Source organism: Flavobacterium circumlabens (assembly GCF_004345565.1).
Lineage (GTDB): Bacteria > Bacteroidota > Bacteroidia > Flavobacteriales > Flavobacteriaceae > Flavobacterium > Flavobacterium circumlabens.
The window spans coordinates 262,973-285,233 of record NZ_SLWA01000003.1; the positions used below are offsets into that span (position 1 = coordinate 262,973).

The 22,261-nt window shown below is 35.4% G+C and carries 16 protein-coding genes; 2 read left to right on the forward strand and 14 right to left on the reverse strand.

Going from position 1 to position 22,261, the window contains the following annotated elements; all coding sequences use genetic code 11:
• Window positions 1-320 precede the first annotated feature (320 nt).
• From EV142_RS09465 to truA, 11 genes are all read right to left on the reverse strand, one after another.
• Window positions 321-812, reverse strand: a complete 492-nt coding sequence (locus EV142_RS09465) for a TPM domain-containing protein (protein ID WP_132034839.1) — start codon at window positions 810-812, stop codon at window positions 321-323.
• An 85-nt stretch (window positions 813-897) separates the two neighbouring features.
• The gene (locus EV142_RS09470) at window positions 898-1,248 is read right to left on the reverse strand and encodes a hypothetical protein (RefSeq protein ID WP_132034841.1); all 351 of its coding nucleotides are present in this window, start codon (window positions 1,246-1,248) and stop codon (window positions 898-900) included.
• Between the two features lie 378 nt (window positions 1,249-1,626).
• The gene (lpdA, locus tag EV142_RS09475; protein WP_132034843.1) at window positions 1,627-3,015 is read right to left on the reverse strand and encodes a dihydrolipoyl dehydrogenase; all 1,389 of its coding nucleotides are present in this window, start codon (window positions 3,013-3,015) and stop codon (window positions 1,627-1,629) included.
• A 205-nt stretch (window positions 3,016-3,220) separates the two neighbouring features.
• Complete coding sequence (locus tag EV142_RS09480; protein ID WP_132034845.1) at window positions 3,221-3,805, reverse strand: NUMOD4 domain-containing protein; 585 nt, start codon at window positions 3,803-3,805, stop codon at window positions 3,221-3,223.
• Between the two features lie 200 nt (window positions 3,806-4,005).
• On the reverse strand, window positions 4,006-4,770 hold the full coding sequence (locus EV142_RS09485; protein ID WP_132034847.1) for a LytR/AlgR family response regulator transcription factor: 765 nt from the start codon (window positions 4,768-4,770) through the stop codon (window positions 4,006-4,008).
• 235 nt (window positions 4,771-5,005) lie between these two features.
• Complete coding sequence (locus EV142_RS09490) at window positions 5,006-6,325, reverse strand: RagB/SusD family nutrient uptake outer membrane protein (RefSeq protein ID WP_132034849.1); 1,320 nt, start codon at window positions 6,323-6,325, stop codon at window positions 5,006-5,008.
• Window positions 6,326-6,337: 12 nt separating this feature from the next.
• Window positions 6,338-9,679, reverse strand: coding sequence for a SusC/RagA family TonB-linked outer membrane protein (locus tag EV142_RS09495; RefSeq protein WP_132034851.1), 3,342 nt, complete (start codon window positions 9,677-9,679; stop codon window positions 6,338-6,340).
• An 18-nt stretch (window positions 9,680-9,697) separates the two neighbouring features.
• Window positions 9,698-12,289, reverse strand: coding sequence for a zinc-dependent metalloprotease (locus tag EV142_RS09500; protein WP_132034853.1), 2,592 nt, complete (start codon window positions 12,287-12,289; stop codon window positions 9,698-9,700).
• 86 nt (window positions 12,290-12,375) lie between these two features.
• On the reverse strand, window positions 12,376-13,944 hold the full coding sequence (locus EV142_RS09505; protein ID WP_132034855.1) for a histidine kinase: 1,569 nt from the start codon (window positions 13,942-13,944) through the stop codon (window positions 12,376-12,378).
• Window positions 13,945-13,972: 28 nt separating this feature from the next.
• Complete coding sequence (locus EV142_RS09510; protein ID WP_132034857.1) at window positions 13,973-15,727, reverse strand: ABC transporter ATP-binding protein; 1,755 nt, start codon at window positions 15,725-15,727, stop codon at window positions 13,973-13,975.
• A 148-nt stretch (window positions 15,728-15,875) separates the two neighbouring features.
• On the reverse strand, window positions 15,876-16,616 hold the full coding sequence (gene truA / locus EV142_RS09515) for a tRNA pseudouridine(38-40) synthase TruA (protein ID WP_132034859.1): 741 nt from the start codon (window positions 16,614-16,616) through the stop codon (window positions 15,876-15,878).
• Between the two features lie 303 nt (window positions 16,617-16,919).
• Between truA and EV142_RS09520 the strand changes: the two genes are divergently transcribed.
• Window positions 16,920-17,414, forward strand: coding sequence for a metallophosphoesterase family protein (locus EV142_RS09520; protein ID WP_132034861.1), 495 nt, complete (start codon window positions 16,920-16,922; stop codon window positions 17,412-17,414).
• A 4-nt stretch (window positions 17,415-17,418) separates the two neighbouring features.
• Here EV142_RS09520 and EV142_RS09525 read toward each other — a convergent pair whose 3' ends face one another.
• From EV142_RS09525 to EV142_RS09535, 3 genes are all read right to left on the reverse strand, one after another.
• On the reverse strand, window positions 17,419-18,324 hold the full coding sequence (locus EV142_RS09525; RefSeq protein WP_132034863.1) for a sensor histidine kinase: 906 nt from the start codon (window positions 18,322-18,324) through the stop codon (window positions 17,419-17,421).
• Window positions 18,325-18,338: 14 nt separating this feature from the next.
• Window positions 18,339-19,001 carry a response regulator gene (locus EV142_RS09530; RefSeq protein ID WP_132034865.1) on the reverse strand — a complete coding sequence of 221 codons (663 nt, stop codon included), beginning with the start codon at window positions 18,999-19,001 and terminating at the stop codon, window positions 18,339-18,341.
• Between the two features lie 154 nt (window positions 19,002-19,155).
• Window positions 19,156-19,569 carry a DUF4293 domain-containing protein gene (locus EV142_RS09535; RefSeq protein ID WP_132034867.1) on the reverse strand — a complete coding sequence of 138 codons (414 nt, stop codon included), beginning with the start codon at window positions 19,567-19,569 and terminating at the stop codon, window positions 19,156-19,158.
• A 182-nt stretch (window positions 19,570-19,751) separates the two neighbouring features.
• Here EV142_RS09535 and rho point away from each other — a divergent pair, with 182 nt between their 5' ends.
• Window positions 19,752-21,566, forward strand: a complete 1,815-nt coding sequence (gene rho, locus EV142_RS09540; protein WP_132034869.1) for a transcription termination factor Rho — start codon at window positions 19,752-19,754, stop codon at window positions 21,564-21,566.
• Window positions 21,567-22,261 lie beyond the last annotated feature (695 nt).

The window sequence follows — 22,261 nt, forward strand, 5'->3', positions numbered from 1 at the left end:
ATTTTATACTACAAACGTAATAGAAATATTTCCTATTAAAATGAAATATTTTTAAAATTAACATTTGATGATTTTGGACTGAAAGTGTTAAAATTAATTCGATTTTATATCGTTGGAATTGTCATTTTGTGACACGATTTTTTGCTCTGTCAACTATGATTGGTATTTTGGGTTTTAACAATTTAAAAGGGGAATTGTTTTGTTTTGGACAGGCGATTGGAGGGAAAGAGTTTGTATGATTTTACAAACTAAAAACAAGATGCTCAAAAAAAATCCGATTTGCTTTCGCAAACCGGATTTTAGTTCAATTTTTAGTATTTCTATTCCAGCTTTTTTATAATCTGTGCTGCTCCATCTTGTAAACCTTTGTAATAATCGCCTTTTTTTAATTCCGGAATTACAAAAGTGGAGATGATACTTTCTACTTCTTTGTCGCTAAGTTTATTGCGTAATTTGTCTAGTCCGCGAATTTGTATCTGCCTTAATTGTTTGCTTATGACCAGTATAATGGAAGCATCAATTTTCAGGCTGGTATTGAGATATTTGTCAAGTTCTAGAGAGTAATCGCTAAGGTCTGTGTACGGACTTATTGATGGAGTAGTCACTATAACAATTTTATGTCCGGTTTTTGTTTCACAGGATTTTAAAGTTGCACTTAAAGTTTGTACTTGTTTTGGAGTCAGAATTTTTTCGAAGTCATTTACGTAATCGTATTTTTTTCCGAAGATGTTTTGGGGTTCTGTTTTGGTTTGTGCAAAAAAGCTATTCGAAAAAAGAACAGAAAGCGCAATAATGAAAAATATTTTTTTCATGGGTAGATTTGTTTTGGGGAGCCGCAAAATTACCACTTTATTGTTAGAATTCGCCTTGTAATTTGATACTAAAAGGTTAATGTTTTTATTTGCGGGATTCTGAAGTGCTTACCTGTTGTATGCCACACCAGGATTTGATATTTAAAGCATTAAAATCAGGACATTTTTTGGCTTCTTTTTTAGATAAGGAGATAATTTCTTCTTTTGTTAATCCAGAATTATAGTAATAATTGTTGTAGTCCTCTCCGTAAATCCAGGCATCACTGGATCCGTTTTGCATGACAGTGGTGTTAAAAATAAATAGGTTGGATTGTTTTGGAATGTAATAATTGGAATCAATTAAACAGCCCCATACATTTCCGGGAAAAGCAGAGCTGAAGAATGCACAAAGGAAAATGAGCAGGAGTGTTGTTATTATGTATTTTTTATATTTCATTGCATGATTTTTTCTGATGTGAAAAATAGAAAATAAATTCGACCTGCTTTTACAAAATGATTTTTTTTAAATAATTATGACTAAATAATATCACGCAAAGGCGCAAAGTTTTTGTGCTATTATTTTTTTTAATTTTGACCTTGAAAAATAACGAATAGCTTTAACTGACTTAGAGAGAATCTAATGTATAAAATAGGACCTAACCAATTGAAAAACATTCAAAACAAAAAAGTGCTCCCATTTTCAGAAACCGTATACAAAACTTTGCGCCTTTGAGTGAAAATGAGCAAAGACATCCTGAATAAAAAAATCCGACTTGCGTTAGCAAACCGGATTTTTTAAATTGAAAATTATATGTAACCGTAAAACGGTTTTGTATTACAAGTGAATTACTTCGCCATAAGCATCAGCTACAGCTTCCATAACGGCCTCACTCATGGTTGGGTGAGGGTGGATTGATTTTAGGATTTCATGACCTGTAGTTTCCAGTTTACGGGCTACAACTGCCTCAGCAATCATATCTGTAACTCCGGCACCAATCATGTGGCATCCTAACCATTCTCCGTATTTAGCATCGAAGATTACTTTTACGAATCCGTCTGAATTACCGGATGCTTTTGCTTTTCCGGAAGCAGAGAACGGGAATTTACCAATTTTTAAATCGTATCCTTTTTCTCTTGCCTGTTTTTCAGTCAAACCAACAGAAGCAATTTCAGGAGTTGCGTACGTACAGCCCGGAACGTTTCCGTAATCGATTGGATCTACGTGTAATCCTTTAATTTTTTCAACACAGTTGATTCCTTCAGCAGAAGCTACGTGAGCCAAAGCCTGTCCAGGAGTAATGTCTCCAATTGCGTAGTAACCCGGAATGTTTGTTTGATTGTAAGCGTTTACTAAGATTTTATCTCTGTCGACAGCGATTCCAACTTCTTCTAAACCTATGTTTTCAATGTTTGTTTTGATTCCAACGGCAGAAAGTACAATATCAGCTTCAAGGATTTCTTCTCCTTTGGCTGTTTTTACCGTTGCTTTTACACCAGCTCCCGAAGTATCCAATGATTCTACAGAAGAACTGGTCATTACTTTAATACCTGCTTTTTTCAAAGATTTTTCAAATTGTTTTGAGATATCTTCATCTTCTACAGGTACCACGTTTGGCATGAATTCGACAATAGTAACATCTGTTCCCATTGAGTTGTAGAAATGTGCAAATTCCACTCCAATTGCTCCTGAACCTACAATAATCATAGATTTTGGCTGCGTTGGTAATGTCATTGCCTGACGGTATCCGATTACTTTTACACCATCCTGAGGTAAGTTTGGTAACTCACGGGAACGTGCTCCGGTTGCAATGATAATATGATCGGCACTATATTCGGTAACTTTATTGTCTTTGTCTGTAACGTCCAGTTTTTTTCCCGGTTTTAGTTTTCCAAAACCTTCAATAACGTCAATTTTGTTTTTTTTCATCAGGAACTGAACCCCTTTGCTCATTCCTTCTGCAACATTACGGCTACGTTGTACAACTGCAGGGAAATCTTTATCAAAGTCAGAAACTTTTAATCCGTAGTCAGAAGCGTGTTTCAGATAATCAAAAACCTGAGCTGATTTTAGTAATGCTTTTGTCGGGATACATCCCCAGTTCAAACATACACCACCTAAGTTTTCTTTTTCAACTACAGCTACTTTAAAACCTAATTGTGAAGCTCTGATTGCTGTAACATATCCGCCGGGACCACTTCCTAAAACAATAACGTCGTATTTCATTTTTTTTGCTTTTAGTATTTACTACCGAAAATGAAGTTTTTGAATCCGAAACTCATTTTCAATTTCTTTGTTATTTGTGATTGCGAATTTAAGGATTTATTTTAAAAAAATAGTACGATGTAAAAAAGTAAAAAGGTAAAATGTGAAATGTTGATTTAAATATCCTACATCTCTCATTTTACCTTTATCATTTTATTCAAGTCGATTAAACCTTAATATGTCCCCAGTTTTCACCGCTGGCAATACGTCTGATCTGCATTTCGCTTACGCCGAATTGCTTGGCGATCATTTTCAGACGTGTTTTTTGTTCCGGTCTGGCGAGAATTTTCTTGATTAACATCACTTTGGTGGTAGTTAATTTTCTTCCGTCCGATTTTAGGTTGTGTTCGATCAGATTCTTTTTGGCCTGGATTACATGAGGGCTTTTGCGGCTGTGTTCCATCATTTCGGCTTTTGTTGCCCAACGTAAATTGTTGACATCATCGTTGCTTCTGTTGTAATCTAAATGGAGCACATAACTTTGCTCTTCTGATTTTTTCGGAATAAAATACTGCGCTACTAATTTGTATAAAAACAGGTATTTGTTGACAATCTTGTCGTCCTTCTTCACTTTAAAACGGAATGTTGGATATCCGTCACTTAATCCTCCTTTTAAGAGTCGGCCATTTTGTATTTCGTCTGTAAAACTTATTAAGCGGCCTTTGTTTGAAATGGCATATCTAAGTTGCAAAGAGGCATTTATTTCTATTTCTTTGAATTCTTCATTTGGATAAAATCTATTTTGTGGCATTGTCTTTTACATTTGATTTGATTCTCAAATATAAAAAATTCAAAAGGGACAAAGGCTATTGGATTGGTTATGAGGTCTAATTTTATGATTCTTATAACGCTATTTTAACTTTTTTAAGAACTTTTTTAGCATTTGAAAACGGATTTCACTGCCTAAAATTTAAAAAGGAAGTCATTTTCAACCTAAAAATTAGCATAAATTTACTGATCAAGCCAGTTTTTAAAATTATTTATTTCTTTTTTGCTAATAATTATGGGATCATTTTCGATAGGAGGAACAGTAAGTTTGAGTTCAATTTTCTGGTTGGAATGCTTGATGACTTCTTTTATAATACTTCTGCTCACGATGTATTTCCTGTTGACTTTAAAGAAAATAACCGGATCAAGATTGTGAATAATGTCTGTAAGTGTATTGTTGTACAAATGGCTGTTTCCTGAATTTACATAAATAAAAAGATGCTTGCCGGAAGCTACAAAATAGGTAATATCGTTCTGGTTGACAGAAATAAGTTTGTATCCGTGATTCACCAGAAAGTGACGTTGTATTTTGCTGGTCTCCGGATTTTCGAGTGCGACAAGTGACTGGATGGTAGAATCGCTGTTGAAGGTGTTTTTTATTTTTTTAAACTTCTCCAGTGCTTCAAACAATTCCTGTTCTTCAAAAGGTTTCAGGAGATAGTCGATGGTGAAATGTTTGAAAACCCTTATGGCATAAGAATCATAGGCCGTAACGAATATAACAGGCGAGGAGATAATGGTTTTTTCGAAAATTTCGAGACTTTTTCCGTCGCCGAGATGAATGTCCATAAAAGCCAGGTCAACCTTGTTTTCAGCAAAAAAAGCAACAGCTTCCTTTACCGATTTTAAAACGGTTACTTCTGCTATCGGTACAATATTTTGCTGTTCTAAAATAGATTTCAGATAACTCGAAGCAAGATATTCATCTTCAACAATGGCAATTTTCATCTTCTCTTGAATAGTGTAGGGCTTTGATACTAAAACAAAGCTTGTATTTGACTCTGCAAATATATTGGTTAAGCTTTATAATTGATGATGTTAAAATCTTTTTTTATTGAAATTTTGAAGGGATTTTATTTATTGAGGTAGTTCAAATCAAGTAATTGTTTTTATTTCATTACGATGCTAAACAAAAAAAGGCCCAGTTTTGAAACTGGACCTCTTTTAAAAAAAACAATAGGTATTATAGATTGGGATTGTTTAATCTCGCATTTGCCGGAAAAATAATGGTATAACGCGGATCGTTTTGTATCAATTTATATTCGTCACCATTTAAAGTGTGAATAATTTCTTTTTGTGTTGTTCTTCTTAAATCAAACCAACGGTGTCCTTCAACAGCAAATTCACGACGTCTTTCTTCTAAAATGAAGTTGGTTAAATCAGTTGCATTCATTGCATTAACAGTAGTTTCCAGTTGTGTATATCCTGCAGCGGTATATCTGTTTTTGATAAAACTTAAAACGGTTGTTTTAGCATCACCAATATTGTTCAGTTTTAATGCAGTTTCTGCTTTTGTCAAATACAACTCAGAAGTTCTGAAAGAACATTTTTGATCGTCATTAGCTCCTTTTTGAATTCTGAAACGGCTTCCGCTCGCTAAGAAATATACAGGAAAACGTAAATCAGTTGTTCTGTTATACGCTGCAAGTAAATCTGTTGAAGCGTATGATGTACGTTTAAGACCATTAATGTATCCGTCTTCAAGTGCTAAAATTGATTCTTTTGAATCGTATTTTGTAGCTAAAACAGGAGTTGCTTTTAAATCAACCAAAACATTGTTTATTGCTAAAGCTTTATTGGCAGCATCCTGAGATTTTTGCCATTGTTGCTGGTACAAATAAACACGGCTTTCTAAACTGTACAAAGCAACTTTAGAGAAACGGTAGTTTAGTCCTTTTGTCTGCGTACTTACGGTAAGCAATTTTTCTGCTTCTTTAGTGTCAGAGATAATCTGGTTGTAGATTACTTCTACACTTTGTGGTATAAAAACCTGTTCTAAATCTATTTCCAGTGCTAATGGAATTCCTTTGTCTGAACCTGCAGTTGCAGGATTGTAAGGTTTCCCGAATAAGTTAATCAAATCAAAATAAGCCATTGCTCTCAACGAATAAGCTTCTCCGATTAATTGATTTCTTTCGTCAGATATTTGTAATTTTTTTGAACCTTCGTTGATTAAAACGTTTGTGTAAAAAATTACAGTATATAAATCCTGATATTGAAAACTAGACGTTATACGGTCCGGGTTTACATCCTTCCAAATGTAAATATCCTTGAAAATGTTAAGTTCATCAGCAAATTCGTCCATTTGCAATTCGTCAGTACGAACAGCGGTCAGAGATTTGTGTTCCGGATAAGTGGCATATCCTGTTGTAAGGACACGACGGTAATCTTCTAATGATTGAGGAATAACTCTTCCGACAGGTGTAATGTCCAGATAGTCATCGCAGCTTGTTACAGCTATTGCGGCAACAAAAAATAATATATATTTTGAGAATTTTTTCATCTTTTATTTTTTTTAGAAAGTAACATTACATCCTAATGTGAATGATTTAGGAACTGGTTGTGCATAAATGTTTCCGAAAGTTTCAGGATCAAAATACCCTTTGTAGTCTGAACTAATTACGAATAAATTTCTTGCTTCAACATTAAATCTGATGCTTTGAATATTGATCTGATCGGTAAACGCTTTCGGAAATGTATAGCCTAGACGTACACTGCTTAATCTCATGTAGCTCATTTCGCTAACCCATGTATCTAAGTAATTTACAACTGGGACAGCAGCTCCCCCTGTTGAGAAATACTGGTAAGCCATCCATGAATCTCCTGAACCGGACTCCTGACTTGTAATTCCAGGCAGATTAGATGATGTATTCGTTGGAGACCATGCGTTTAAGATATCTCTGCTATAGTTCTGACCTCTGTCAACCTGAGTTCCATTATAAGGAGGAGTCCTTACTACAGTTTGCTTAATGTTGAAAGATGCAGCAATTGCAAGGTCAAAATTACTCACTTTAAAAGTATTGGTAATACCTCCCGTAAATTTAGGATCTTTATCTCCTAAATAAACAAATAAGTCTCTAAACTCAGCAGGCGTTAATTTTGTATCGGTAATCTGACCCGGGAAAAAATCAGCATATGGATCAAATAAACCAAAGAAAGTCTGTGCATTTACTGTTTCTCCTTTTTTGTTTACAAATAAAGGGTAACCATTTTCATCGATTCCGTTTGTTTTAAATCCAAATACAGCGTTTACTGCATAACCTTCCTGATTTGGTAAAAAGCTGTTATCTCTTACTTCAAGACGATCTACATTACTTTTGTTATGAGACAAGTTGATACTTGTGTTCCATTTAAAGTTTGGACGATCGATGTTTTTGGTTGACAAAGTGATTTCGTAACCTTTATTACTTACCTGTGCCCAGTTCATATTAGTAAATTCAAAACCATTTTCTAACGGAAGTGATCTAAAACCAATTAAGTCCGTACTTTTTCTTCCGTAAAAATCAGTTACGATGCTAATACGATTATTAAATAAACCAAGATCCATACCTAAGTTGGTATTTGTTGTTTTTTCCCAACGCAATTTCTCGTTTGGAGGACTAAGTACAACAATTGTAGGCTCTGATTGTCCCGGAAGAATAATCGCTGTATTGTTTGAACCCACTACATAAGGAGAAGTTCCCTTGTCAATGTTCCCTTGTAATCCGTAAGAAGCACGAAGTCTTAAGTTAGAAAGTGTTAAGTTATCTTTTAAGAAATCTTCTTCAGAAACGGCCCATGAAGCAGATGTTGACCAAAGTGGTAAATATTTATATTTTGGATCTACACCAAATAAGTCTGAACCATCATATCTCACACTACCAAATACGCTGTATTTTTTGTTGTATGTATAAGCAGCAGTTGCAAAAAAGGAAGCAAAAGCATTCTCATTGTCAGTTTTAGCATAAGTTCTGTAATCTGATTCCTTAGAGAAACTGGTATTAGGGAAAACAATTTGTTGCGTAGTTAAGTTTTTGTCATCATAACCAAAACCTTTTGTAGCAACTGAAGTTGTGTGGTTTCTTCTTAATTCATTACCAACCATTGCTTCAATTTCGTGTTTTTCACCTATAACTGTAGAGTAGTTGATCATTGTTTTCAGGTTGTACTGAAAAAAGTCTGTGTTTGTGTTTTGGATAACACCACCAACCGGAAGAAAATAAGCCTGATTTCCACCACTAAAGTAACTTGTTTTTTCTCTTAGGTTTCTTGTGTAGTAGGTATCTTTACCAGCATATTTTTCACTGGCTGTATTATCTAACTGCAAACCTAACTGACTTGTTACTTTGACATCTTTCGTAAGTTTATATTCAGCATCTAATAATGCTTTTATAGATCTTGTTTTTAAATCGTAAGATGTATTTGCTCTTTCCTCTAAGAAATTAAAAGGAACGTGACGGTCTGAATATCCAACAATATCCTCATCATATTTATAACTTCCGTCAGCATTGTAAGGAGTTAAATATGGGTTTACGTTTCTGGAGTAAGTAGACGGATTTGTAAAGGCATACGAATCTGTTAAGTAAGATGTAGTTTTGTTTTCTGCACCAAAAATACCAACACCTACTTTGAATTTATCTGTAATTTCATAGTTGTTTTTTAACGTTAAGTTGTAACGTTTAAAACCAGTTCCAATAGTAGTTCCTTTCTCATCATAGTATCCTAAAGAGAAATAGTAATCTGATTTTTCACCACCTCCGGATAAACTTAAACCGTGTTGTGTGTTTATGGCAGTTTGGTACAATAAGTTACCCCAGTTTGTGCTGTTACCTCTTAAGCTGTTGATAGATTGTTGTGTAGCCGGACTCAAAGAAGAGAATCCACCGGCTCTGAAAGCTGCTAATTCATTCGATCCGTTAAGGATACGAGCAATATCACCACCGGTGTCTCTATAAGTTAAATCTTCACGTCCTGCCATGTTAAGCTCCAAATCAACTTTTTCACTTGCGTTCATTAAGTTTAATTTAGAAAATTCAGGTCTTTGCGTAATAAAAGTATTCGTATTGAAACTTACTACCATTTTACCTGCTCTACCTTTTTTAGTAGTTACTACGATTACACCATTTGCAGCACGCGCTCCGTAGATAGCTGTTGCAGCGGCATCTTTTAGAATGGTAATATCTTTAATATCATCAGGGTTTAAACCAGCGATAGAATAATTAGTAAGATTATCAATATTGTCTTTATCGTAGTTTTTTGGAACTTCATTGTTCTCTAGTGGTAAACCATCCAGTACCCATAAAGGATCTTGTGTACCGTTAAGAGAAGCAGTACCCCTGATTCTGATTTTTGCCGGTGCTCCCGGTGCTCCTGACGGAGTACTAACAGCTACCCCTGCAATTTGTCCTACCAATAACTGGTCAATACTCGAAACCCCTGTTTGCTGGATCGCAGACATGTCAATTTTTGTAACGGCAGAAGTAAGTTTTCTTTTCTCAATTTTTTGGTATCCTGTTACCACTACCTCCTGAAGCTTTGCAGTTTCAGATTTTAAGCTAACAGTATAATTTTTCTGAGCATCTAATTCAAGAGTATACGATTTGTATCCCATAAAAGTAACTCTCAAAGAGGTAATATTCTTTGCTATTTTCAAGGTAAACTTACCATCAAAATCGGTTGTTGTTCCGATTCCTTCACTTTGAATAATTCCGGCATAGGATGTTTTGTTTGAAATCGAATTGTTTTCAACAAAAATCGATGCACCGGGTATTGGCGACTGATCGGCTTCGTCTACTATTATACCCGTAATAGTTCGGGTTTCCTGCGAGTATCCTGCGATGGCCAGGAGAAGCAGTAGGGCATGTAAAATTTTTCTCATGTTTTTGGGGGTTATTTATTAAAAGGTTGTGTTACTTAATGCTTTTTCTATTCTTTGTATTAAATCTGTATAATGGTTCTGGGTCGACTGATCTCCGGTATTCTTTTTGCTTTTTAACAGTTGAAGCACTTTTCCAAGCTCTCCTTTTTTATCAGAAGTGACTTCTGTAATTCTTTTTAAAGAGGACTGATTAATGTTTCTTATCATTTCTCCGTCCTGCATATACGTACATAACTGAGGCATACTTAAGGTATGTAAATCAACTGTTTTCTTAGGTTCTGTTTTTTCAAATATTTTATTGGTCGACACAATTAAAATATCTACATAATTCTTTTGGGTCATACGCTCCAGAATCGTTAGTGATTTGTTTAAGATCGTTGGGGCAAAAACCTGCTGATGTATTTTTTTGAACAATTCATTTACGGTAAATACCTTTTCTTTGGTTTCGTTTCGCTGGTATAACTCATTCTCCGTCATTCTTAATAAACGGTCATCGCTCAATAAATCGTACAATATCCCGCATTGTAATTCTCTTGACAAAGTGTAAGGCGTATATTCATAAGGTCCCAGTGGAGAATCTTTTAACGGATTCGTTTTGTCCAGAATCGAATTGAAAAACAACCATTGTGGAATCGTAATCACGTTCTTCATCAGATAGTCTGCCGCTCTTTTTTGCATTACGGCAGGAACCGGAACGTAGCTTTGTTTGTTGTCTCCGTGAACCGTTACGTTAAGATACATACCACCAATATTATTTAATACGTGGCGGTTGTACAATTGCCACTGACCGATGGTTCCAATGTATAATTTAGCCGTTTCGTAATAAGACTGATCCTTATCGTACGTCCAGTCTAAAATATTATCTACGACACGTTTTAAGTTTTTCAATCCGTATTCACTTGCTTTTACAGCATCATTTCCTAAATCTTCCGATTGGGAACGCGGATCAATTACTTCCCCCTGCTGTTCGCCATAAAAATAAATCGGATCGTTTTGATGTAAAGTAATTAGGGAATTCAGTTTTAATCTCTCATTATCATTATTAGCATACCATCTGTATCCCCATTCAATAGCATATTTATCATATTCCCCAATTTTTGGAGTAATAGCTGTAACATTATCTTCCGGTTGTGCGACATAATTATAACGTGCATAATCCATAATCGAAGGAGCTGTTCCGCCCATTTTTGCCGTGAAATCCTTAGAACGTAAAGACTCAACATCATAAGCAAAAGAAGAACCCATATTATGTTTCAGTCCGAAAGTATGACCTACTTCGTGAGACGATACAAAACGAATCGCTTCTCCCATATGCTCGTCGCTAAAGGTATTTCCTCTTGCTTTCGGATCAATTGGCCCGGTCTGAATACGCATCCAGCTCTGTAAAGACGTCATTACATTATGCCACCAGATGATATCGGCTTCAATAATTTCACCACTTCTTGGGTCAACAACCGATGGTCCCATCGCATTTGACTTTTGCGAAGCAGCATAAGTAATAACAGAATAACGTACATCGTCAATATCAAAATCCAAATCGGCTGCTGTAGGCTCTTTGGCAATTATAGCATTTTTAAAACCGGCTTTTTCGAAAGCAACCTGCCAGTCGTGAACACCGTCAATAATATATTTTCTCCACTGTTTTGGAGTCGAAGGATCGATATAATAAACAATAGGTTTTTTAGGTTCCACCAATTCACCTTTCAGATATCTTTCTTCATCTTCCTTTTTTGGTTCCAATCTCCAGCGGGTAATCAGCTCTTTTTCAACCATTGCCTGTTGGGCATCGGCAAAATACCAGTGTTTTTCGGTGAAATAGCCAATGCGGTTATCGGAAAAACGCGGTTTCATTGGAACTTTGTCCAGTAAAACAATATTACTGGTCACACCAAGGGTTACAGATAAAGCAGGACCGCCTTCACTAACCGAAGTAGTCAATTGTGATTTTACCACAACATTCTTCGGGAATGCTTTTAAGCTTTCTATATAGGATAAATTCGATTGTACAGAACCTCCAAAGCTGATATTGCTCAAAACATCATTGAAGCTTTTTTGTTTTCCGTCAAAAATTTTGTTGACCTTAATAACAATCGAAGTCGAATCATTATTTTTGGTTTCAATATCAAATACTTCAATAATAGATTCCGAGAAATTATCTTTTACAGAAGCTGTTATCGCATCCTCTTTTGGAGAAGAAACTTTAGGCAGATAAGATTTTACCCAAACTTTCTTTGCTACTGTATCTTTATAGAAACGGATTACTTTGTTTTCGTAATTCATTCCTTTATTTAATCCGAAATCATTAACTTCAAAAGGAACCTGAGATAATTTGTTTACGACTAAAAATTCTCTTTCGAATAAACTGTCCTGGATTTCAAAGTAAACATCCGTTTTAACCTGGATGATATTAAAAAGACCTTTTTTTACCGTTCCTTTTTTTACAAGGTCATTGTATTTTTTTCCTTTTTTAGAAGAAGTCGAGTCTTTTGCTATTTCAGTATTGTTTTCTTTTTTCTTATTCTTTTGTGAAAAAACAGAAATAGGGCCTACTAAAAATAAAACTAATGCAACGATTACTTTTAAGTTACACAGGATTGCCTTTTCCCTCATTGTGGTGTTAATTTTAGGTTAATTTTTGATCGAAAATATTTGTAATTCGGCCAAAAAAAAAAGAAAAAGGAGTGAATGGCTTTTTTTTAGGAGTGAATGTCAATTAAAGGCAAAATACATACGAAATTCCCCTCTTTTTCTGACGCTTTAAAATCAGTTTTAGAATAATAACTGTAAATGCTCTGAAGATAATTTAAACCAAATTTAGTACTTGGTTCTGAGTTTTGTTTGCGTTGCAGATTGTTGGAAATAATAACCCGCTCTGTTTGAATAAGAATCCTGGTATGCAGCGGAGTTTCCTCTGTAGCCATGTTGTGTTTGATGGCATTTTCGACTACAATCTGGAATGCCAGGTAGGGAAGACTTTTGGTCAAAGCCGACTCATCTTCAATTTCAATAGAAAAAAACAGCTCTTCCCTGAAACGGGTTTGCTGAAGGAAAATATATTTCTCTATAAATAATAACTCATTCTTAAGGGGAACTATGTTTTCAGGCGGATCAATTAAATAACGATAGATACGGGACAGGTTTAGGGTGAATTTCTGCGCTGTTTTTACATCGCTGTCAATTAACATATAAAGGGAGTTTAGCGAATTGAATAAAAAATGCGGATTGATCTGCTCTTTTAATTGTTGCAATTGAATCAGCGCCTTTTCCTTGATAATTTTTTCGTTTTCTAGCAGAAGTGTGTTCTTTTCCTGAATGACCACTTCTTTTTCTTTATAAGCTCTTCTGTTGGCATAGGTGAACAGATAGAAAATTAAAAGCAGCATTACAGTCGTAATCGAATAGATTAAAGTGGTATATTTCTTTATAGAAGTAACATTCTCTACAACGAAAGCTTTCGGAAAACTAACACAAATGTACCAATGCGAGCCTTTCAAACTCATTTTTTTCGTAAACCGGATCACATCAAGTTTAAGGTATTCTGATAAAGTGACCTTTTTTACATAATCTTGGTTCTTGGTAAAAATAGTATCTGAAGCCTTTAGTGAACTAATATCGTAGACATTTTTTCCGATAAAGTCCGATTCGGGATGAAAAATGCAGGTTCCTTTCTGATCAAAGACAAAAGCATAATTAGGTGCACTTCCGTCAATTGTTGCAAAATAATCGTGTAATGCTTTTAAATTGATGTCATAGCCATACCGTACAGTGGTGTGATCAGGAGCAACCAATTTGAAATAAATTCTCCATATCCATTTTTTATCTTGGGGAATAACAGTACTGATGTGCTGTGCCGTGGTATTTTGAGCCGCAAAATCGCGAATGCTGTTTTTTAAAGCAGTAGAAATGGTATCATTACCAAAATGAATTTCACGGTCATCAATCTTAAACCAATTATTAGTCAGTAAAGAACTTGTCATCTGAATTGAACTCAGGACTTCCAGATTGGCAGAAAGATTTTTGGAATTACTAATCTTTACGACATTTTTAATCTGATTTTCCTGTTCCAGAAATTTTGAAAATTCCTGCGACATAAACTCCTGCTTCTTGATAAAATTTCGTTGCGCAACTTCTTCATTCGATTTCTGGGTAAGATCCGTAATTAAGCTGCTCAGGAAATATACCGAAATTACGGTAAGCAAAATAGAGATGGTTCCGTAAATCAGGAACGCTCTTCTGGAGGTGATATTGCTAAATCTGAATTTCAAAAAATAATTTGTTTAGGAATAAGAAAAATTAATTAGCCACCGAAAATTGCGAATCGTAAAGGTTTTTATAATACCCGTCTGTTTTGTTCAGCAATTCCTGATGGGTTCCCTGCTCGACAATTAAACCTTTGTCCATTACTACAATTTTGTCTGCGTTTACGATGGTTGCCAGTCGGTGTGCAATAATAATGGAAGTTCTCCCTTTTGTAATGGTTTCAGTCGCACGCTGAATCAGTTCTTCCGAATACGTATCGATGGATGAAGTGGCTTCATCCAAAATCAAAATACTCGGATTACTCACATAAGAACGTAAAAAAGCAATTAACTGACGCTGACCCGAAGAAAGCATAACACCACGTTCTTTAACATCAAAATCGTAATTATCCGGCAAACTCATAATAAAATCATGAACTCCGATTTTTTTGGCGGCATTCAAAACCTGCTCCCTTGTAATCTCCGGATTGTGTAAGGTAATGTTATTGTAAATCGTATCGGCAAACAGAAACACATCCTGTAAAACCACAGCAATTTGTTTTCGTAAAGATGCCAGCGTATAGTCCTCAATATTCTGACCGTCAATATAAATAGTACCGCTGTTAATTTCGTAAAAGCGATTCAGTAAATTAATAATAGTCGATTTCCCCGCACCTGTCGATCCAACAATCGCGATCGTCTGGCCTGAAGCGACCGACAAATCAATTCCTTTTATCACTTCTTCTTCCGGGATATAACTAAAACGGACTTCCTTAAATTCGATACTTCCATCAAAAATAGGTGCTTCCAGCGTTCCGGTATCCTGAATGTGATCCTGTGTGTCAATAATATCAAAAACACGATTGGCAGCAATCATTCCCAACTGCATCTCATTAAATTTATCCGCAATCTGACGCAAAGGATTAAACAGCATTCCGATAAACATCGTGTACGAAAACAAATCTCCAAAAGTGGTAAAATGATCGCCGTTCAGAATCCGGAAGCCGCCATAAACTACAACCAACCCCAGGGTAATCGACGAAATAATATCGGCAATCGGAAAAAATATCGAGTTGTACAGGATTGTTTTTATCCAGGCCACTTTGTGTTTATTATTTATTTCTTTGAAGTTTTCGGCTTCAATTCTCTCCCGGTTAAAAAGCTGTACAATCTTCATTCCGGTGACACGTTCCTGAACAAACGAATTCATGTTGGCAATCTGCGTACGAACTTCCTCAAAGGCAACCTGCATTTTGCGCTGGAAAATTCGGGTAATAAAAACCAGAATTGGCATCGCAACGACTACGATCCAGGTTAGTTTCCAGTTCATGTAAAACATAAAAATCAACACGACCAGCATCTTCATCAGATCACTGATAATCATAAATAATCCCTGGCTGAAAATACGGGCAATCGATTCAATATCAGAAACCGATCTGGTGACCAGTTGTCCAACCGGAACCAAATCAAAATATTTCATCCTGAAGCTTAAGATATGTTTGAAAAGTTTGGTACGAATGTCTTTTACAATATCCTGTCCGAGCCAGTTCGCCCAGTACACAAAATAAAACTGAGAGAAAACTTCCATTAAAAGAACGACTCCCATCAATATAATGTACATCAGTAAACCATGCTTGTCATGCGTTTTGATATAGCCGTCGACCGTTTCTTTTAATAAATAGGGACGGAGTGCTGCAAAAACAGACAGTGAAACGGCAAAGATGATAACGCCGTAATAGCGAAATTTATAAGGTTTGGTATATTTTAGAATTCGTTTAAATAAACCGGTATCAAATGCTTTTGCTTTCATTTATTTTTAAGGAGCTATTCCTGCTTTCCGTTACAAGTTTTTCTAAAAAACAGGTTTTTGTATTATTTTTATAAAGCTTCCGCTGGTCGCTCCATAAAAATTACAAAAACTATATTTTTTTCAAAAAAGCTTTTCACTGCAATCAGGGCTAATTTGTGATATAATCATAAGATATATCGGTTAAATATAATCCGTGTGCCGGGACTGAAAATCCGGCTTTTTCTCTGCTTTTACTCGCAATAATCGTCTCAAAATCTACCAATGAAATTTTATGTAAACCAATATTGATCAAAGTACCGACAATCGAGCGCACCATATTTCTCAGAAAACGATTCGCCGAAATCGTAAAAACAAGCTTGTTATTTTCAGTAGTCCAGTACGCCTCAAAAACCGTGCAGTCGAATGTATTGACATCTGTATTTACTTTCGAGAAACATTGAAAATCGGTATGATTCAGTAGGATTTTCGCGGCTTCATTCATCAAAACTACGTCTAATTTTTGATTAAAATACCAACTCAATTCTTCCAGAAATGGATTTTTAACAGTGTTGATGTGATATTCGTACGTTCTCTTCGTCGCATCAAACCGACAATGCGCATCATCATGAACCTCAATAAGATTAAAAATGGCAATGTCTTTTGGTAAATAGGAGTTGAGTTTGTGTACTAAAACCGCAACATCAATCGGATTTTCAAAATCAAAATGAGCATACATTTGCTGTGCATGAACACCTGTATCGGTTCGCCCGGCACCCATCACATTTATGGGAGAATTTAACAAAACCGAAAGCGCCTTGTTTAAAGTCTCCTGAACAGAAGAGGCGTTAGGCTGAATTTGCCAGCCGTGATAATGTGTTCCGTTGTATGCGAATTGAATAAAATATCTCAAAGTAAAGGTTCATAGGTTTTGAGGTGCAAAGGTACAAAGGTTTTTTTGGAGTTACAAAGGTTCATAGGTTTTGAGGTGCAAAGGTTTTTTGGAGTTACAAAGGTTCAAAGGTTTTTTTGATTAGTTTTAAATTTTATTGTTGCCATGCCTAATTGTAAAAACCTTAAAAAACGTATCACATTAGTACAAAGATTCTTAAGGTCTTAGCCCCTTATCGACTCAGTACCTTCAAAGAAAAAAACCTTTGCATCTTCTGAATCTTTGTACCTTTGTACCTCTGAACCTTTGCACCTTTAAAAAAAATTGAAAAAAATACTCCTTCTTTCCGATACCCACAGCCATATTGATGATGTAATTTTAAAATACGTGGCACAGGCTGATGAAGTCTGGCATGCGGGGGATATTGGTAATTTGAATGTAACCGATACCATAAAAAAGCTGAAACCCTTGCGTTGTGTTTACGGTAATATTGACGATGCACAAGCCAGATTGGAATTTCCGTTGCACAACCGTTTTTTATGCGAAAATGTTTCGGTTTGGATTACCCATATTGGAGGTTATCCGGGGAAATACAATCCAAACATCAGGGAAGAAATGGCGGCAAATCCACCTCAATTATTCATTTCCGGACACTCTCATATATTGAAAGTCATGTTTGATAAAAAGAACAATTTGTTGCACATGAATCCCGGAGCAGCCGGTAAAAGTGGATTCCATCAAATGAGAACCATGTTGCGATTTGTAATTGATGATGATAAAATCAAAGATCTGGAAATTATAGAAATTGGTAAAAAATAATCTTTTACGAAATCGGAATTTTTATTTTTACAGAGGTCCCCGAATTGGTATTGGGTTTGGAAATAATACTGATACTTCCTTTTAATTTTTTAATTCGGGCTCTTATTCGATTGAGGCCAAAACCTTCGGTTTCGTTTTGTTTTTCGGCATTAAATCCTTTTCCGTTATCCTGAATAATCAGGATGAACCAGCTTTCTTTTTCACGTAACGAAATCTGAGCTTTAGATGCTCCGCTGTGTTTTATGATGTTATTTAATAGTTCGGATACAATAAAGTAAATTTTCATTTCGAATTTTTCCGGGTATCTTTTTTCGCTTGCAATTGAACTTAAAAACTGAAAATGAATATGTTGGGTTGTATTTCTCTCACATAAATCTTCCAGAGCATGCAAGAGTCCAAAACGAACTAAAAGAGCAGGTATCAGTTCATGCGACATGTCGCGTAATCGATCGTGGGCTTCTTCTAAAATAGCTTTTGCTTTAGCGATTTCATCAGAGTGAATGTTGTTCTGGGTTGAAAAGGCATTGAGATGCAAACCAACAGAAGAAAGTAAAGAATTGATATTATCATGTAAAAAAGCGGCAATTTTTTTTCTTTCGTTTTCCTGACCGTCAATGCCGGAATTAATGATGTTGAGCTGTATTTTTTGTTTGATGTCTTTTTGCTTATTTTTTTGTTTTAGTTCGCCATTCCGGTAATAGAAATACGATAACATCAGGAGCATTATCACAAGAATAATAACCAGGCTTACGATCTTTTTATTGTCGGTTTTAATAAGCTGAAGCTGTTCTTTTTTTAGGGAATCTTGATTTATTTCAGATTTTTCTAAAAGTACGCTGTGGGGACTGTAGGCAAAACCTGCAGTGGTGACTAAAAGGATGAGAATTAGTATTTTTTTTGAAATTGACATGGAAAAGAGTGTAATTACGGGTTTATCAAATTGTTCTTTAAAGCATATTTTACAAGACCAATCACGTTTTTGATTTTTAACTTTTTCATTATATTTTTTCGATGTGTTTCTACCGTATTCAGGGTAATAAAAAGTTGTTCGCTTATTTCTTTTCCACTGTATTCCAGCGATATTAAAGTGATGACTTCCAGTTCTCTTGAAGTTAGCAGCTGGTTTTCGGTAAAAGATTTTTTATTGAATTTCGGATTGTTCTTAGTGAAGCTGGCAAAGATTTTTTCTCTTATATAATTGTCAAAATATTCCTCATCAAGGTGTACCGCATTAATGGCTTCAATAATATTTTCACCGGCACATTTTTTGGTAAGATAGCCTTTTGCGCCCAGTTTCATTACCAGCTTTATTATTTTTAAATCATCATAACTCGAAAGAATAATGACTTTGCAGGGAAATTTTTTATGACCGAATTCTTTCAGTACTTTAATTCCATCCTTATCAGGCATGCTGATGTCAAGTAATAGAATATCAGCTTTGGTTTTTAGGACATCTTCGTAAATAGTAGTTCCGTCCAGGGAATGACCCACAACTTCAAAGTCCTTAACAGTGCACAATAAATTAGCAAGACCTTCAATAAGCACCTGATGATCGTCAGCTAAGTGTATTCTAATTTTCTCCTTCATTGTCCTTTTTGATATCGGAGTCAAATTTATAAATAATAACTTACAAATAAAAACACTTTTAGTTAATCTATTAGACCGGTTTGATTTTTTAACACAAAAAAACCCGAATTATAAAATCCGGGTTTTTTCACACAAATAAATTAAGTTTATAGGTTTACCTCAAACGATCTACAGATTTTACAAGATCTTCGTCCTTTTTGATGGCCTTATTAGCTAAAACTAATAACACGATAGCAACAATCGGAAGAAACATCCCAATACCTTTCTCTGAAACAGTAACTGTCTCTCCAGATAGATTTAGTGATCGATATACAAATAATCCTAATAAAATTAAGTTTAATATTATATTCAGTCTGCCCATTACAAACTGATTTTGTCTTTTCTTATATGAAATAATACTGATAATCGTAAGCATTGTACTTAGACCCAGTAAAATGGTGTACACCTGATCCTGCATAAAATAAAATGCTTTTCCGTTGCTTAATGTCCAAAGCGGGATAAAAAACACCAATACCCCCGTTACGATGAAGGTAAGAATTAAATATACGGTCTGAATTCGTTGTATCATGGTCTAAAATTGTTTTACAAAAATATATTTTCTTTTTTATAAATACTATTGTATGATAAAATTTTATTCGTATTATTGCATCATAATACCGTAAGCACTTCATACTGCGGTCAATTCAAAACAATTATCTACCTATTCTTTTACAGTATTTCTGTTAAAATAATTAAATTCATAGAACATTCATGTTTGATATTTCTGCATTAAAAGAAATGAAGCTTTCCGAGCTTCAAGAAATAGCTAAGTTAGCTAAAACTATAAAGTTTAATGGGGTTAAAAAAGAGACTTTAATCAGTCAGATTTTAACACACCAAGAATCGACTGTGGCGCCACCTGTTAGTGCTGTTGCCGATGCGGAAATAGCTGATGACAAGCCAAAAAGAACAAGGATTGTTCCTGTAAAAAAAGCCGCGATTAGCAAAAATACTCCGGTTCTGGAATTTGATAAAGCAGAAGAAATCCCTGTAAAACCTGAAACTTCAGAAGTTCCGGAGGAAGCTCCAAAAGCAGAAGAGGCTCCGGCGAAAAAGGTAGCGGAGAAAAAAGGACCAAAAATCGTAAAATTTAATAAATCAGCTTACGAGAAAAAGGTCGCTCAGCAAAAAGAAAAAGAAGCAGTGAAAGAAGTTGTTGCCGAAGAAACACAGGAAACTGTTGAGACCCCGGAAGCAACGATTGAAAAAACAGAAACTCCTGCTCCGGTAAAAAAGATAAACCCGAATCAGAATAAAAACCAGAATCAAAATCCAAATCAGGCTCCTGCAGCTCAAAACCCGAATCAGAATCCAAATCAAAACGGGAATGGAAATGTTAATGGTAATAACGGTAATCAGAATCCAAATCATAAAAATAAAAAGAATAATTTCAGGGATTCAGATTTTGAATTTGACGGAATTATAGAAAGTGAAGGTGTGCTTGAAATGATGCCTGACGGATACGGATTCTTACGTTCCTCAGATTATAATTATTTAGCTTCACCGGATGATATTTATTTATCCACTTCACAAATCAGATTATTTGGTTTAAAAACCGGAGACACTGTAAAAGGAGTGGTACGTCCTCCTAAAGAAGGCGAGAAATTTTTCCCTTTAGTTCGTGTACTTAAAATTAACGGTCACGATCCGCAAGTAGTTCGCGACAGAGTTTCTTTCGAACACTTAACCCCGGTTTTTCCTTCAGAAAAATTCAAACTGGCCGAAAAAGGCAGTTCCGTTTCAACCCGTATTATCGATTTATTTTCCCCAATAGGAAAAGGACAGCGTGGTATGATAGTTGCGCAACCGAAAACCGGTAAAACAATGTTATTAAAAGACATTGCCAACGCAATTGCAGCCAATCACCCTGAAGTTTATCTTATCGTTCTTCTTATTGATGAGCGTCCTGAGGAGGTTACCGATATGCAGCGCAGTGTTCGTGGAGAAGTGATCGCTTCAACTTTCGACAGAGAGCCGCAGGAACACGTTAAAATTGCCAATATCGTTCTTGAAAAAGCAAAACGTTTAGTAGAATGCGGACATGATGTCGTTATTTTATTAGACTCGATAACACGTTTGGCAAGAGCTTACAATACGGTTCAGCCGGCATCAGGAAAAGTGTTAAGTGGTGGTGTTGATGCCAATGCATTACAAAAACCAAAACGTTTCTTCGGAGCGGCAAGAAATGTAGAAAACGGAGGTTCATTAAGTATCATCGCAACTGCATTGACCGAAACAGGTTCTAAAATGGATGAAGTGATCTTTGAAGAATTTAAAGGAACCGGTAACATGGAGCTACAATTGGATCGTAAGATTGCCAACAAACGTATCTTCCCGGCTATCGATTTAACGTCTTCAAGTACACGTCGCGATGATTTGTTATTAGACGAAAAAACACTGCAAAGAATGTGGATCATGCGTAAATACCTGTCTGATATGAATCCGGTAGAATCGATGGATTTTGTAAACGAACGTTTCAAGAAAACCAGAAATAACGAAGAGTTTTTGATTTCTATGAATGACTAAGGAAAGGTGCTGAGGTACTAAGATGCAAAGGTTCAGAGGTTTTTCTTTTGGAATCTACACTATAAAAAAAGGGATGAGTTAAAAACTCATCCCTTTTTTGTTTTCTTTTACTTAGAGCCTTAGCATCTTAGTACCTCAGTAACTTTAAAAAAACCTCTGAGCCTTTGCCGTTTTGAACCTTTGTCCCTTATTTAATAGGTTTATCAACTACCAGTATGTTTTCTATGAATGATTAGAGGAAAGGTGCTGAGGTACTAAGTTGCAAAGGTTCAGAGGTTTTCCTTTTGGAATCTATACTATAAAAAAAGGGATGAGTTAAAAACTCATCCTTTTTTTGTTTTCTTTTACTTAGAGCCTTTAGCAACTTAGTACCTCAGTAATTTTAAAAAAACCTCTGAGCCTTTGCCGCTTTGAACCTTTGTCCCTTATTTAACAGGTTTATCAACTACCAGTCTGTTTTCTATGAATGATTAGAGGAAAGGTGCTGAGGTACTAAGTTGCAAAGGTTCAGAGGTTTTCCTTTTGGAATCTACACTATAAAAAAAGGGATGAGTTTTTAACTCATCCCTTTTTTGTTTTCTTTTACTGAGAGCCTTAGCAACTTAGTACCTCAGTAACTTTAAAAAAAACCTCTGAACCTTTGCATCTTTGCACCTCAGAACCTTGTTTTTTTACTTAGAACCTTAGCAACTCAG